The organism is Streptomyces sp. NBC_00597, from assembly GCF_041431095.1.
Lineage (GTDB): Bacteria > Actinomycetota > Actinomycetes > Streptomycetales > Streptomycetaceae > Streptomyces.
In genome coordinates, this window is record NZ_CP107757.1 from 1,141,724 (window position 1) to 1,156,756 (window position 15,033).

Genomic DNA, 15,033 nt, shown 5'->3' on the forward strand with positions numbered 1-15,033 from the left:
CCCGGGAAGCCGCCGTAGTCCGACGCCGCCGGCGCCACCGCATCACGGCATCACCGCATCACCGCATCCTTCGATCCGCATTCGCGTCCAGGGGCGTCCCGCCGGCCCCTGGCCCCACAGGAAGCACACCATCATGCGACCGAACGTAGTCCTCGTCGGCTCGATGTACGCCGCCGAAGCCGAGGAACTGCTGGAGCAGCACGCCGACGTCCGCCGCGTGGACGACTCCGACCGGGCGGCCGTCCTTGAGGCCCTCGCCGACGCCCACGGCCTGGTGGCCCGCTACCCCGCCCGCATCGACCGCGAACTCCTCGCGGCCGCCCCGAACCTGATCGCCGTGCTCTCCAGCGGCCGCGGCGTGGACAACATCGACATCGAGGCGGCCACCGAAGCCGGTGTGGTCGTCGCCAACAACCCCGGCCTGGGCGGCAAGCCGGTCTCCGAGCACTTCTTCGGGCTGCTCCTCATGGTCACGCGCAACCTCGCCGCGATCCACCGCCACGGCAACCGGGCCGCATGGGGGGAGAGCCGGCTGGGCAGCCACCGCGTCGAGCTCACCGGCAAGACCCTGGGCATCGTCGGCCTCGGCAACGTCGGCGGCTGGACCGCCCGGCGCGCCCACGGCGGCTTCCTGATGCGGGTCCTCGCGTACGACCCGTACGTCTCCGCGGAGAAGATGGCCGAGGTCGGCGCGATCAAGGTGGAGCGGCTGGAGGACCTCCTCGCCGAGGCCGACTTCGTCACCGCCCACCCGGAGATGAACGAAGAGACCGAGCACATGTTCAACGACAAGACCTTCGCGCAGATGAAGCCCGGGGCCTACTTCGTGAACACCTCCCGCGGCCGGGTCACCGACACCGACGCCCTCGTGCGCGCGGTGCGCAGCGGCCACCTCGCAGGCGCCGCCCTCGACGTGTACGAGGACGAGCCGCTTCCGGACGACAGCCCGCTGCTGGCCCTGGACAACGTCGTGCTCAGTGCGCACATCGCGGACTTCACGGTCGAGACCAAGCGCGCCCTGGCGCTGAACGCCGCCACGCAGCTGATCACCGCCCTCGACGGCAAGCAGCCGCCGAGCGCCCTCAACCCGGACGCCTGGGGCCGTGCCGCCGAGCGCCGCCGCGAACTGCTGGCCTGAGGCACCCGGATCCAGATCTGCATCTGCATCCGTGACGGGCCGCCCGCCGGTGGCGAGGCAGGACACACCGGCGGGCGGCCCCGCACGCCCGTTTCACAGAACCGCCCGAACAGAACAGAGGAGTTCCATCGTGCTCATGGCAGTTGTCGGCCTCAACTGGGGTGACGAGGGCAAGGGGAGGATGGTCGACAACCTCGCCGAGGATGCCGACTACGTGGTCCGCTACCACGGCGGCAGCAACGCCGGTCACACCATCCACACCGACCAGGGCACGTTCAAGCTGCACAGCCTGCCCAGCAGCATCATGCGCCCCGACGTGATCAGCATCCTGGGCCCCGGCATGACCGTCGACGTCGAGGGCCTGCTCGGCGAGATCGACGCCCTCGCCGGCCAGCCGGGCGTGGCCCCCGAACGGCTGCTCGTCTCCGACCGGGCGTCCGTCTGCTTCCCCTTCCACCGGGACCTGGACGGACTGGAGGAGGAACGCCTCTCGCACGGCAAGTACGGCTCCACCCGCAAGGGCATCTCACCCGCCTACGGCGACCGCGTCATGAAGAAGACGCTGCTGGTGGGCGAGCTGTTCGACAAGGAGGGCCTGCCGGGCCGGCTGGCCGCCGTCGTCGACTGGGCCAACGAGCGGATCACCAAGCTCTACGGGGGCGCCCCTCTGGTCCTCGCCGAGGTCGAGCGGTGGGCGGCCGACGTGCGCGACCGGCTGGAACCGCACGTCGCGGACGTGACGGCGCTGCTCTCCCGCGCCCTGGACGAGAACGCCGCCGTCCTGGCCGAGGGCCAGCTCGGCGCCCTGAAGGACCTGTACTTCGGGATCTACCCGTTCACCACGTCCTCCAACTGTCTGGCCGGACACGCCCCGGTCGGCATGGGCGTCCCCTGGGCCAAGGTCGACCACACCGTTGGCGTCACCAAGGCGTTCTCCTCCTGCGTGGGGGCGGGACCCTTCGTCACGGAGTTCGACGAGGAGCGCGCCGACCGGCTGCGCCGCCAGTGGGGCGAGTACGGCTCCACCACCAACCGGCCGCGCCGGCTCGGCGCCTTCGACGCGGTGGCCACCCGCTACGGGGCCCGCGTCCAGGGCGCCGACGCGATCGCCATCACCAACCTGGACCAGCTCACCGGCATCGGCGAGCTCCAGGTGTGCACCGCCTACGAGCAGGACGGCACGCCGGTGCCCGAGTTCACCACCAGCCCGGCCGAACTGGACCGGATGAAGCCCGTGTACCGGACCTTCGCCGGCTGGGACGAGGACATCTCCGGGATCCGCCGGTACGAGGAGCTCCCCGCCGCGGCCCGCGCCTACGTGGAGGGCATCCAGGAGCTGCTCGGCGTACCCGTCCGCCACGTCTCGGTGGGCTCCCACCGAGACGCCCTGATCAACATCACCGAGGAGAACTGACGTGCTCGCCGTGCTCGCCGTGAGCGACAAGCGGAACATCGACACCCTGGCGGTCGGCCTGCTGCGGCTGGGCTGGGACGTCGTGGCGACCGAGGGAACCCAGAAGCAGCTGGCGGACGCCGGCCACCAGGTCGGCCGGATCGCGGACCTGGCCGGCGCTCCCACCCTGCTGGGCGGCCGGGTCAAGACCCTGACCCTGTCGGTCATGGGCGGCATCCTCGCCCGTGACACCCCCGCCGACCTGGCGGAGATCGCCGCGTACGACATCACCCGCGTCGACCTCGTCGCCTGCAACTACTACCTGCTGCCCGAGCGGGAGCAGGGCATCGACTTCGCCGCCTTCCGCGAGAAGATCGACGTCGGCGGGCCGGCGATGCTCCGCGGCGCCGCGAAGAACTGCGAGCACGTCATCCCGCTCGGCGACCCCGACGACTACGACGAGGTCCTCGCCCTGCTGGACGCCGGCGCGGGCAGCCCGTCGGCGGTCCCGCACTCCCGCCGCCTGGCCCTCGCGGAGAAGGCCTTCCGGATCAGCGCCGCCTACGACGACTCTGTCCGGGCCCTCTTCCAGGCCTGACACGCACCGCCGGGGCGGGCACCGGGTGCGACACGGTGCCCGCCCCGGCGGCCGGGCCGCCACCCGTACCCGTACCCGGCCCCGTACCCAGCCCCGTACCCGGCCCCTGCACCCGTACCTGGCCCGGTACCCGTCCGGTATGCCCGGTGGAGCCACCGGCCGGTCGGGACCTCAGCCCGAGACGGCATCGGCCCAGTTGCGGTTGACCGTCTCCCGCGCCTTCTCCCGCTGGGCCTCCGTCGGGAACGACGGCGTGCCCTCGACCGTCGGCAGGTTCTCCGCGGCGGCCTTGTCGAGGGTGCCGTCCTTCTTCATGGCGTCCATCAGCACGGGGCGTGCATTGGCGCCGAGCCGGATGTTCTGGCCCTCCGGGCCGAAGACGTACTCCTGCCACAGGCGGGCCGCCGCGGGGTGCGGGGCGTCCTTGTTCACGCCGTGGGCGTAGTACTCGGCGAAGCTGCCGTCGAAGGGGATCGCGGTCCGCCAGTCGACGTCCGCGCCCTTCGCGCGGAATTCCTCGGCGTATCCGAGGTTGAGGAAGTCCCAGTCGATGCTGATCGGGGTCTCGCCCTTCTCGATCGTGGCAGGGGTGGATTCGACCGGGATGAAGTTGCCGTTCTTGCTGAGCTCGGCGAAGAAATCGATACCGGGCTGGATGTTGTCGAAGGAGCCCCCGTTCGCCAGGGCCGCGGCGTACACGCCGGCGAGGGCGGAGCCGGACTTCGTCGGGTCGCCGTTGAGCGCGACCTTGCCCTTGTACTCGGGCTTGCGCAGATCGGCGAAGGTCGCGGGGCAGGTCTTGACGCGCTTGGCGTCGCAGCCGATCGAGACGTAGCCGCCGTAGTTGTCGTACCAGCGGGCGCGCGGGTCCTTCTGTTTCTCGGGAATGCCGTCCCACGGGGCGACCTCGTACGGGGCGAGCAGGCCCTGCTGGGCCGCGGACCGGGCGAAGGAGCCCCCCACGTCGATCACGTCGGGGGCGCGGCCGTCGCCCCTGTGCTCCTTCAGGGCGGTGATCTCGTCCTGGCTGGACCCTTCCGGGTTCTCCACCGTGACCTTGATCCCGTACTTCTTCTCGAAGCCGTCGATCAGGGCGCCGTAGCCGGCCCAGTCGCTGGGGAGCGCGATCGTGTTGAGCGAGCCCTCCTTCTTGGCGGCTTCGGTCAGTGCTGCCATGCCGCCGGCGTCCGCGGCGGAGGTGGCCACCGCGGGTGCCCTGGGCACCGCGGCGGGTTCGTCTCCGCAGGCAGCGAGGGGCGCCGCAGCGAGGGCGAAGCAGACTGCGACGGCGGCTGTCCGGAGACGAGGTGGGGGCACGAAGGCTCCATGGCGGGCGGTCGCGTACCGGTCGAGACCAGCGTACGTTCGATGGCCCCGGCGGGCAGTCCCAGCCGCCGCCCCGGCGTGGGCTCAGTGCGGCTCGTCGTCCCACCCGGCCAGGAGCGCCTCCTCCGGAACCGCCACAGCCGGTACCGCCTCGCCGTGGAGGGCCTGCTCACTCCAAATGATCTTGCCGCGGGCGGTGTAACGGGTGCCCCAGCGCTGGGCGAACTGGGCGACGAGGAACAGGCCGCGGCCGCCCTCGTCGGTGTCCTCGGCCCGGCGCAGGTGCGGGGAGGTGCTGGACCCGTCGGAGACCTCGCAGATCAGGCTGCGGTCGTACAGCAGCCTCACCCGGATGGGCTCGCTTCCGTAGCGGATGGCGTTGGTGATCAGCTCGCTGAGGATCAGCTCCGTCGTGAAGGCGATGTCCTCAAGGCCCCAGTCCGCCAGCCGGCGGGCGCAGGCGTTGCGCACGCGGGACACCGCCGCAGGGTCGGGGGGCACGTCCCATTCGGCGATCCGCGCGGGGTCCAGTCGGCGGGTGCGGGCCACCAGCAGCGCGATGTCGTCGCTGGGCTTCGTGGGCAGCACCGCGTCGATCACCGCGGTGCAGGTCTCCTCCGGGGTGCGGGCGGGCCCGGCCAGCGCGGCGCGCAGCGCTGCAAGCCCCGCGTCCGGATCGCGGTCGCGGCCCTCGATCAGCCCGTCGGTGAAGAGCGCCAGCAAGGAACCCTCGGGCAGGGTCAGCTCCGCGGTCTCCATGGGTAGGCCCTCCCCCAGGCCCAGTGGCGGGGAGACCGGTACCTCGGGGAAGGACACGGTGCCGTCCGGGTGGACCAGGGCAGGGCCCGGGTGACCGGCGGTGGCGGCCGTCACCCGCCCCGAGGCGGGGTCGTAGACGGCGCACAGGCAGGTGGCTCCGGTGATCCCCTCCCACTCCTGCTCGTCGGTGTCGATGTGGGCGACCAGTTCGTCCAGGTGGCTCAGGAGCTCGTCCGGAGGCAGGTCGAGGGTGGAGAAGTTGTAGACGGCGGTCCGCAGGCGGCCCATGGTGGCGGCGGCGTGCAGACCGTGGCCGACGACGTCGCCGACCACCAGCGCCACCCGGGCGCCGGGCAGGGGGATGACGTCGAACCAGTCGCCGCTCACACCTGCATGGGCAGCCAGATAGCGGTGTGCGACCTCGACGGCGGACTGCTCCGGCACGCCCCGGGGCAGCAGACTGCGCTGCAGGGTGTCGGCCACGTTGTGCTCGCGGGTGTAGCGGCGGGCATTGTCGACGGACAGCGCCGCCCGCGCGGTCAGCTCCTCGGCGAAGGACACGTCCTCCTCGTCGAACGGCGGGGAGTCCTCCCCCCGCCAGTAGCCGGCCATCCCCAGCACGACGCCCCGGGCCCGCAGGGGCACGGCGATCAGGGAGTGGATGCCGCGGTCCAGGAGCAGCTGGGCATTGGCCGGGTCCTGGGCCCGCCAGTGGTGGGTGGCGCGCAGGTCCGCCTCCAGGACCGCATGACCGCCGGCCAGTCCGGCGGCCATCGGACTGGTGGGAACGAACCGGATCAGTCGGCCGACGGGGTAGAGCGGGTGGTCGCCCTGGAGGCCGACGGAGGCGGCGCGGCGCATCTCGGTATTGAGCCGGGGCGGCTCCTCGCCGTGCAGTACCGGTTCCAGCAGGTCGACCGTGACCACGTCGGCGAACCGCGGGACCGCCACCTCCGCCAGCTCCTGGGCCGTACGCTCCACGTCCAGGGTCGTCCCCACCTGCACCCCCGCGTCGTAGAGCAACTTCAGCCGCTCGCGGGCCACCTCGGCCCGTCCGGACAGCGCCCGCAGCTCGGTGGTGTCCCGCAGCGTGACGACCGTCCCGGCGGTCCCGTACGGGGCGGTGGGTCGGATGTTCACCGCCAGTAGCCGATCGCCCGCCATGTGCACCTCGTCGGTCGCCGAACGGCCCGATGCGATCCGCTCCGCGATCCCCTCCTCCAGACCCAGGTCCGTGACGGGGAGCCCTTCCGCGTCCGCCGGCAGTTCCAGCAGCCGGCGCGCCTCGTCATTGGCCAGCAGCAGCCGCCCGCGGTCGCCGACGATCAGCACGCCCTCCCGGACCGCGTGCAGCACCGCGTCGTGGTGCTTGTACATCCTCGTCATCTCGGCCGGTCCCAGACCGTGGGTCCGGCGCAGCAGCCGGCGGCTCACCAGGGCGGTGCCGCCCGCGGACAGGGCGAGCACCGCGGTTGCGCTGCCGAGCACGACCGGCAGCTGCCCGTTCACCATGCTCTGGACGTTCTGGACCGTGACGGGGGAGGAGACGACCGCGATGACGCCGCCGTCCGCGTCCTTGACGGGAACCACCGAGACCACGGACTGCCCCAGGGAACCCGAGAACGTCTCCGTGAAGGACTTGCCGGCCGCCGCCTTGGCAAAGGGGCCGACGACGCGCTTGCCGATCTGCCGCGGGTCGCTGTGGGCGATGGTGACCCCGTCGAGCGTGTACACGTTGATGCCGTCGACCCCGGCGATCTTCCGGGCCGCCTCGGCGCTCGGCTGGAGCACGGCGCTGGGGTGGGGGCTGCGGAGGGCCGCCACGATCCCCGGAGACTCCGCGAACGTTCCGGCGGCGGCGAGAGTACGGTGCCGGGCGTCCAGCATGGCGGAGCTCCGCGCCTGCACCACGAGCGCGACGACCGCGGCGGCGACGAGAAGGACCACGACGGCCAGCTGGAGGAGGAACACCTCGCCGGCCACACTGCGCGCGCTCAGGAGGGCGGACAGCCGCTGCGGCCGCCGCGTCCCTTCCAAAGGGGGGCGGGCGCGCTCCCGGCGCTCTTGACGGCGCCCTGAGCGCTCGGGCCCAGGGCGAGCGGAGGGTCTCGTGGCCGAACCGAGCAGCCATCGCCGGAGTCCTCCCAGATAGTTGCTCACATAGTCCATCTTCTAACCTCTGCGCGCCGTCGGCAGCGGACGGCCCCGGCCCGGACGTGCGGTGCCGGAGTCCCAAGGACCTGCGGACAGCTGACCGCGAGCGCGAAGCGCTGTGGGCTCCGGCCCATCGCCCTTGACCTGCACGGAGCGGGCAAGGAGCAGGCAAATCGGGAGATCCTCCATGCTTCGCACCATGTTCACGTCCAACGTCCAACGTCTGACATCTGGACATCCGTGCAGGTCAGAGCCTTTCCGATCCCGATGAGGTCAGTAAACGGTCAGCATGGTGCGGGAGTGTGCCCCCGGCACGTCCGAAGATCCGGGAGACCGTCTTCGAGTGGGGACCCGACAGCGATCTGGTCGCCTTCGTCTGCGAGCGATATGGGCGGGCCGACCGCTCGGCCAACGCTGTCACGGCCCGGCGGAACCCTGCGACGGGGACCACCGGCACGGGCGCGGGACCATCTGCCCAGTGCGCGGTCCAGGCCTGCGCGACAGCGGCGGCGAGCGTCCGGTACGTGCCCAGTGCGTTCGTCATGGCGGTGCGCCCGTCGGGGTCGGCAGCCTCCCAGTCGGGCAGCCCGGCGAGCAGGCCGAGCAGCGGAGCGGAGACCGCGGTGTACTGCGCCAGGGCACCGAACAGGTCGTCCGCCGGTGCGACGGCCGGCTTGCGGGCCGACTGGTTGTACGTGACCTGGAGTTCGACGGTGTCCTGCTCGGCCGACTGATGTTGCACCGAACACCGGTACTGTCAGTGCAGCGCGTCGCTGAGCCCGGCGCCCGGGGTGGGGACGTCGGCGTGCTGGTCGAGCAGGATCGGCATCGGCGGGTACGCGCGCAGCGGGATCGGTACGCGCGGAGCCCCGAGGCCGAAGTCCAGGGCGGGCGGTGAGCCGGAGGCGAGCGGCGAGACGAAGGTGAGCCAGTCGGACCGGTCGTAGCCTTCGACCTCCCGCTCGATCCCGAACTCTAGCTCGATGCCCGCGAAGTCGAGGGTGAGGTCGAGCGCGGCGTGCTCGGCCACGTCGGGGACGGTGATCAGGAAATTGATCTGCGAGTCGCCGTCGGCGAGCGAGACCTTGCCGTTCGACACCGTCGCGGTGCGCAGGTGTGCGGGGACGTCCCGGTAGTCGACGACCGGGTTGCCGGACAGCCGCGCGTACGGGTCGGTCCACGGGGACGCCACGCTGGTGTCGTACTGGACCACGGCCGAGGTGGCGTAGCCGAGGGGCAGCGAGACGAGCAGCTCCTGACGCAGCCGTTCGACAGCCGCCGCGCGCTTGGGATCGGTTCCGGCGTCCGGCGTCTCCCCGGCGAGGACGTAGTCCAGGCCCGCCGCGACGGCACCGGCGAGCGTCTTCTTGACGCCGATGATCCCGTCGAGCACGTCCCGGCCCAGCTCGTACGCACCCTGGACGTACGCGGCCGACAGGAGTAGTTCGACGTCCGCGAGGAACCCCTGGGCCCAGAGCTCAAGGTCGATGCCCTGGTAGTCGCGGGTCTGTCCCTCGGTCAGCAGCCCGGTCGTGACGTCGAACCCGGGGGTGTATACGTGCTGCCGTGCGATGAGCGTGGTGGCGAGAGGGCGGATCGCGAAGGTGCGCGGCTGCCTGGTACCGGCGACCTTGAGCGGCGGCTCGATGCTGACGGTCTCGATGCCACCCGTGCCGAAGACGACTGCCCAGACATCGGTGGCGGACGTGCCGCCCGGCGCCGTCGCCAGCCGCAGGGCCGGCACCGCGCGCTGGACCTGCTCGGCGAACGCCGCCAGGGTGAGCGCATCGCTTTGGGCGGGGTCCGTGCTGCGGCCGGCGGGGACGGCGGTCGCCTCGCGCGTTGCGGTCGCGGCGAGCGCCGGGTCGACCAGTGTGGGTTCGCGGAAGAGGTCCAGCGCCACGGTGACCGGGAAGACGGGCCCGGGGAACGACCACTGGACGCCGTCCGGCGTCGACTTGCCGAGCCGGCCGGTGAGGCGGGCAGTGGCCGGCGGGACGACCACGCGCGAGCCGGGTCGCAGGAATCCGGTGTCGGCGTTCGCCGCGACGATGGCCTCGACGCCGGTCGTCACGCCCCGACGACGGAACCTTGCGACCACGGCGGTCAGCGTGTCGCAGGCCGCGGTGGTCTCGGTGGGCGCGGTGCCGTCCGCGCCGGGCTGCTGCCCGCGCAGCACCTGCCCGGGCAGCAGCAGGCCCGGTGTGCCGGCGTTCGCGGCGAGCAGCGCGACCGGGGTGACGCCGAACGGCCGCGCGGCCTCCTGCGGTGTCACTCCGACCGCTGCGGGCTGCGCGCAGAGCACGCCGGGCGGGCAGACCAGCAGCGCTCCGGTCGCGAGCACGTCGGTCCGCTCGCCGATCGCCGCGGCGAGTGCGGCGAGGTCGACCGGCGGGCCGAACACCGCGCAGACTTCGGCGAACGAGACGGGCGCCGCCATCGTCACCGACTCGGTGCCGACCGTGATGGTGACGCCGGACGCGATGGTCCCCGGCATCCCGGCGTTGACCTCGACCAGATCGGCACCGGGGAAGTACCCGGCGATGGCGTCGAGCGAGTCGCCCTCGCGCACGGTGTACGGCACCGAGCGACGGGATCCGAAGGCCACGCCCATATCCCGGGCACGACCGGGGGAGAGCCGGTCGAGAGGGCGACCGGGCCGTTGTGCCGCAACAGCGCGCCGGGTGTGGTGGCGTTGACGTCGGCGAAGTGCTTGAGCGTGTCGCCCGCCGGTACGGGCGTCGGCGTCGTGGTGAGGAACACCGGGGTGCCCGGGGTGAAGAGGTCGACGGTCGTGGTGTTCAGCGGCGCGAGCCGCTCTGGTGTGAGGCCTGCCCGGTTGTCGCGCAGGGTGTCGCCGCTCTCGACGAGGTAGCCCGTGACCTCAAGGGCCGCGCCCGCACGGAACATGCCCGGCTTCTCCGCGTTCAGCGACACCACCTGCGCGGCGTCGAACGGGACACCGAGGTCCCGGAACGCCGACTCGACGCCCGCCAGTGTCGCTTCGCTGGCCGGCCGGTCGAACGAGACCTCGACCTTGACACCGTTGCAGTCGAAGACGAACCCCGGGGTGAGCAGCCCCGGGCGGTCCTGATTGGCCGTCACGAGCGTCCTGGGGGTGCAGCGCAGCGCCGCGGCGAGTTCCTCGGCCGGCGGCGACTCGGGCGCCACCACCGCCTCGCGCGGCGGGGTGACGAGCTCGACGGACGGGTTGAGCGGCAGCACGGTGTTGTCCTCGTCGAGCAGCACCCGTTCCGGGTCGAGCGAGGGGTCGACCGCGTCGGCACAACCCGGCGATCGTGTCCTGGTTACGGAACGCCGCGCTCACCGGTACCGCCAGTTCATCGGCGTCGAGCATGGCGCTGATGGCCGTGCCCGCGTTCGCCGTGCCCAGCTCGTCGAAGCCGACGCCATAGGTCGTGCAGAGGCCGTCCAGGGTCGCGGCGTCGGTGGCGGGTGCGGAAGCGATCATTGCGAGCGAGCCGAGCAGCGCGTGGGCACCGATGACGTACCGGCCCAGCACGGCCACGTCGACGGGGAGCGGGGTGGGCTCCGATCCGGGATCCTGCTGGAGCGAGGTGAGCAGCGCGGCCCGGACGTCGGGCTGGGTGACCTGGTAGTAGACCGGCACCAGACGGTCCCGGTCGCGCGTCGCCGCGTCGGCGGCCGCGCTGCCGGGGTCGGCCGCGCCCGGCTGGTAGGTGACGGCCTGGAGGTCGACGGAGACGGCGAGGTCGGCCAGGACGCCGGACGGCTCGACGGTGTAGTGGAGGGTGGTCGACGGCCAGGCGCCGACGCCGATGACCGGGTCCGTGTAGCGGACGGGCACGGGGGTCTGGCTCAGACTGCCCGACCGGTTGCCGAAAACGTCCTGGAACCACACCGAGACCCGGCTCTGCGCGCCGGCGGTGACGCCGGCGTACGGGTTGCCCACGGAGGGCGGTGCCGTGGGCACGGCCGGGGCGTGCCGCACGGCGAACCGGCTGATGTCGACGATCCGGGTCAGGTCCCAGACCTCTTCGGCAGCCTCGCTCGCCACCAGGAACCCGAGTTCGTCGGTAGCGTCCGCCGGCTTCGGTGACACCGCCCGGCCCTCGACACTGCCGCAGAAGTCCGTCGTCGGGTCCAGCTGGAAACCGAGCAGCCCGTACAGACGGCGCAGCCGGCCCTGCGGGGTGTCGTCGGCCAGCGGGTTGGCGAACCGCGCGGTGAACCCGACCTGACCGGGGTCGACCGAGGCGACGGGCCGCAGCTCGGGCGGGTTCACCGCACGCGCGGCGAGCGCGACCGACGCCGGATCCACCCCGTCCCCGACCACCGCGACGTTGGTGAATGCGAACAGGTGCCGGTCCGGTGCGACACCGCACTGCGACGAGAGCTGCACCAGCAGCGACAACCGGGCAAGCCCGTCCTGGTCGAAGATCGAGTCGGGCACCTCGCCGCGGTACTGCATCCAGTAGCCGCCACCACCCACGACGCTGCACTCCCACAGCAGCGTCAGGAACCGCTCGCAGTCGGAGATGGCCGCGAAATGCTGCCCCGCGGTGGAGCTTCGGGCTGCCCTGGGACCGCTGTGCGTCTCGGTGGACAGGTTCGTCTGGACGATGAAGGTCCGGTCGGCGACGAGTGGAGTCGAAGTCAGACCCGGGCTGAGGCCGGGTGACGGCGGAAGCTGCCAGAGCAGGGTGAGCAGCGGGCGCTCGCCGGGCGGCGCCGGCGGGAAGGCGCCGGTCGCCGGCTTCTCGGGGATGCTCCGCAGGTACTCCAGGAGCTGCGCGATCCGCTGCCGGTCGGCGGTGTTCGCGCGGAACACCTCGACCGTCCCCGCGAGGCCCGGAACGCGGCGGACGGTGAACGAGACCAGCGTCGCCCACGCGTAGCAGCCGAGCTCCGTGTAGCGGGCGTCCGCGCCGGTCTGTGGTGTCGTCTGCTCCAGCAGGAACTCCGAGCCGCTGTGGTCCGACCCGGCACGCGCGATCAGGTCGTTCGGTAGCGGCCACAGCGAGGGCGGGCCGGAGGGTGCGGTGGGTAGCCGGACGGTGGTGGTCGTCTGCCACGGGATCACCTGCGTGACGGTGTGGCGCGCGCCGATCTCGTGCGAAAGCGGCAGGGCCGCGAGCGGGCTTTCGATGACGGGCACCAGCCCGGTCGCCGGGTACTTGTCCCGCAGGTCGGCGGCGCTGATCGAGATGACCGCGTTGTCGGCCTCGGCGGCGTCGAGCCGGATCACGCCGTCGTGTACGGCCGAGTCGGCGAAGGTCAGCCAGTTGGCGGGTTGAGCCTGGTCGACGGTGATGGTCACGACCGGGTCCTAGGATCCGGCCGGGGGAGGCGGCGGGCCGGTGACCTGCTGGCCGATCAGCTGGTAGCCACCGGTCATCGGCCCGGTGGCCTGGTACTCGCCGTCGACCCGGACCGGCGCGGGCAGGCGCAATCCGCCCAGCGCGAACCGCGCGACCTGGCCGCTCACGGTGGCCATCGCAGGGCCGTCGTGCATCGCGGCGATGAGCTCGTCCACGGCCATCGCGGGCACGTCGGGCACGGTGAGCTGCCGCTCGGGCTGGGCGGCCAGCACGCCCGTGTCGAAGGCCATCCGCTCGGCGAGGTCCGCGAGCCCGAGCGCGTACCGCTGGGCCAGCGTCAGCAGGGTGAGGCCGGAGGCCGTCGTGCCGACCGCACCCGGCACCTCGACGGTGACCAGCGGTACGAGCGCGTCCGCGGCGGCGGCGTAGGTGTCGAACCGGTCCGCGGGCCGCAGAAGCCGGTCCTGGAGCGAGCGGAGGGTGTCGTTCGGCAGGACCACGGCCGCGGCGTCGGCCGGAAGGCGGACGCCCTCCGGGTCCACCGGCTCGTTCGCCGTGCGTACCGCCTCCATCCATTCGGCGAACGGCGTGCCGGGCACGACGTTCTGGATCAGCGCGGCGTACGCGGCGACATCGAGGACGGTATCGCCCGGCAGGGTGGTCCAGGTGATGGTGGCGGTGCTCTGGTAGGCGTCAGGCACCTTGAGGGTCGCGGGCAGCGGTCGCGCCGGGTTGCCGCCCAGCCGGTCGATCGCCTGCTGGTACCAGTCGGCGAGCGGCACCTCGCTCGGCTGAGTCAGCCCGAGCCGGACGTAGAAGACCGCCGCGGTGTCGTCGACGGACATCCCGGCGTGCACGAACCCTGGCAGCGGCACGGTCGCGCCGGCGCGCAGCAGCGGGGTGGCGTCGCGTAGGTGGTCGAGCAGCGCGGTCGGGTCGGCCTGGTGGGCGTGGGCCAGTTGACCGAGCGACTGGCCCGCGCCGAGCTGCACCGGCAGCGTGCCCAGGGTGACCGGGACGTCCGCGACGACGGGCCAGTCGGGGTTCGCGACGGCGATCGACTGCGCCGTGACGCCGAGCGCGACCGTGAGCGTGTCGCCGGCTTGCGCGGCGGTCAGCCGGTCCGGCAGGCCGGGATTCAGCGCCAGCAGCTCGACCGCCGAGATGCCGAGGGACGACGCGAGATGGTCCGCGGTGTCCCGGGCAGCGACCTCGTACGGCGCGGCGGCCGTCCCGAAGCTCGCAGCGATGGAGTGGAGCGAGTCCTTCTCCGTCACCTCGTGGGGGAACCGGTCAGCAGGTTCACGGCGGCCTGAGCGCTGGCGCGGGCGACCATGCGGAGGTAGTCGCGCAGCACGAAGGTCGCCATGGACTCGCTGGGCTCTTCCGCCACGGTGAGGGAGGAGGCGCGCTCGCCGGGCGGGACCGGGTCGAGCTCGGCGAAGTACGCGATCGCCTCGGTCTCGTACGTCGCGTCGATCTGCTGGTAGGTCGCGAAGTCGCGGTCCCGGTCGGCCGGGTCGGGCAGGCCGGTCGAGGTCCACTTCAGTACCGGGACCATCGGGAACGGCGTCCCGGAGACGTCGTCGGCCGTGTCACCCGCCGGGGTGCCGCTGATCCGGAGGTGGATGTTGTGGGTGAGGAAACCCTGGATGTTGGTCCAGGTGAAGCCGTCGTTCTCGGCCTCGACCAGAGCCAACTGCGCGACCAGCTCCAGCAGTTCGTCGAGCGTGACCGTCGGCGAGGAGACGCCGAGCGCGTCGAGGGACCAGCGCAGCAGGCCATCGGCGAGCAGGTTGAACGAGGTGTCGGCGGCCGTGTCCGCGCGCGGGTTGCGCGACACGTCGGGCCGCTCGGTGTGGGCGATGGTGACCGCGTCCACCGGGACGGCGTTGTCGGCGAGCAGCATGACGACGAGGCGGTAGTCGGGTTCGTCGTTCGACGGCGGCGTCCGGCCGGCCCAGTCGACCGGGACCCGATGTCGTCGGTGACCTTCTTGTACAGCAGCGCATGGCGGGGACCAGGTCCCAGGCGGCGTCGGGGAGCGAGGCCAGCCAGGGGCCGGCGCTCTTCACGCACAGCGCGCCGTCGGCGGCGTCCCAGGCGAGGAGGGTGTCGGGGCGGTCGGCGAGCCAGAACCGGCCGCGGCTGCTGGCCGCGGCGCAGGGCAGGTCCTCCAGGGCCTGGTAGAGCCGCTCGGGGTGGAACGGCCGGCGTCGCTGCCAGACGAGTGTGGCGACGCCGGCTTCTTCGGCTTGCTGGGGGAGGAGTGCACAGGCGGGGTGCTGGGGCGGCGGCGGCCGTTTCCACGTCGAAGCTGGCGCAAGCCAGGCGGGTGAGTTCGCTGGCAGGTCCGCGAGAG

The 15,033-nt window shown here is 72.4% G+C and carries 10 protein-coding genes and 1 pseudogene; 3 read left to right on the forward strand and 8 right to left on the reverse strand.

The annotated features are described in order from the left end of the window. Positions 1 to 133 precede the first annotated feature (133 nt). From OG974_RS04795 to OG974_RS04805, 3 genes are all read left to right on the forward strand, one after another. Positions 134 to 1,138 carry a hydroxyacid dehydrogenase gene (locus OG974_RS04795; protein WP_327279714.1) on the forward strand — a complete coding sequence of 335 codons (1,005 nt, stop codon included), beginning with the start codon at positions 134 to 136 and terminating at the stop codon, positions 1,136 to 1,138. Between the two features lie 136 nt (positions 1,139 to 1,274). Further along, on the forward strand, positions 1,275 to 2,552 hold the full coding sequence (locus tag OG974_RS04800) for an adenylosuccinate synthase (RefSeq protein WP_371646734.1): 1,278 nt from the start codon (positions 1,275 to 1,277) through the stop codon (positions 2,550 to 2,552). A 1-nt stretch (position 2,553) separates the two neighbouring features. Continuing rightward, entirely contained in the window at positions 2,554 to 3,129 is a 576-nt protein-coding gene (locus tag OG974_RS04805; RefSeq protein ID WP_329315261.1) for a hypothetical protein, read from the forward strand. 171 nt (positions 3,130 to 3,300) lie between these two features. Here the strand turns inward: OG974_RS04805 and OG974_RS04810 are convergent, their stop codons facing one another. The 8 genes and pseudogenes from OG974_RS04810 to OG974_RS04845 form a co-directional block, all read right to left on the reverse strand. Next, positions 3,301 to 4,305, reverse strand: coding sequence for an ABC transporter substrate-binding protein (locus OG974_RS04810; protein WP_371645492.1), 1,005 nt, complete (start codon positions 4,303 to 4,305; stop codon positions 3,301 to 3,303). Between the two features lie 234 nt (positions 4,306 to 4,539). Continuing rightward, positions 4,540 to 7,383, reverse strand: coding sequence for a SpoIIE family protein phosphatase (locus tag OG974_RS04815; protein WP_371645494.1), 2,844 nt, complete (start codon positions 7,381 to 7,383; stop codon positions 4,540 to 4,542). Between the two features lie 232 nt (positions 7,384 to 7,615). Continuing rightward, on the reverse strand, positions 7,616 to 8,110 hold the full coding sequence (locus OG974_RS04820) for a hypothetical protein (protein WP_327279718.1): 495 nt from the start codon (positions 8,108 to 8,110) through the stop codon (positions 7,616 to 7,618). Between the two features lie 15 nt (positions 8,111 to 8,125). After that, positions 8,126 to 9,976 (reverse strand): hypothetical protein, encoded by a 1,851-nt coding sequence (locus OG974_RS04825; RefSeq protein ID WP_371645496.1) that lies wholly within the window; start codon positions 9,974 to 9,976, stop codon positions 8,126 to 8,128. Between the two features lie 276 nt (positions 9,977 to 10,252). Next, entirely contained in the window at positions 10,253 to 12,670 is a 2,418-nt protein-coding gene (locus tag OG974_RS04830) for a hypothetical protein (RefSeq protein ID WP_371645498.1), read from the reverse strand. Between the two features lie 9 nt (positions 12,671 to 12,679). Beyond that, positions 12,680 to 13,948, reverse strand: a complete 1,269-nt coding sequence (locus OG974_RS04835) for a LysM domain-containing protein (protein ID WP_371645500.1) — start codon at positions 13,946 to 13,948, stop codon at positions 12,680 to 12,682. Then, positions 13,945 to 14,580 carry a hypothetical protein gene (locus OG974_RS04840; RefSeq protein ID WP_327279722.1) on the reverse strand — a complete coding sequence of 212 codons (636 nt, stop codon included), beginning with the start codon at positions 14,578 to 14,580 and terminating at the stop codon, positions 13,945 to 13,947. Before OG974_RS04840 ends, OG974_RS04835 begins: the two co-directional genes overlap by 4 nt. A 97-nt stretch (positions 14,581 to 14,677) precedes the next feature. Then, positions 14,678 to 14,999, reverse strand: a pseudogene (locus tag OG974_RS04845) (GTP-binding protein); the annotation flags it as partial. Between the last annotated feature and the right edge of the window lie 34 nt (positions 15,000 to 15,033).

Coding starts and splice junctions, on each gene's coding strand:
- OG974_RS04840 (WP_327279722.1), bottom strand. CDS start 14,580: ATGCTGCTCGCCGACAACGCCGTCCCGGTGGACGCGGTCACCATCGCC.
- OG974_RS04810 (WP_371645492.1), bottom strand. CDS start 4,305: ATGGCAGCACTGACCGAAGCCGCCAAGAAGGAGGGCTCGCTCAACACG.
- OG974_RS04800 (WP_371646734.1), top strand. CDS start 1,275: ATGGCAGTTGTCGGCCTCAACTGGGGTGACGAGGGCAAGGGGAGGATG.
- OG974_RS04795 (WP_327279714.1), top strand. CDS start 134: ATGCGACCGAACGTAGTCCTCGTCGGCTCGATGTACGCCGCCGAAGCC.
- OG974_RS04815 (WP_371645494.1), bottom strand. CDS start 7,383: ATGGACTATGTGAGCAACTATCTGGGAGGACTCCGGCGATGGCTGCTC.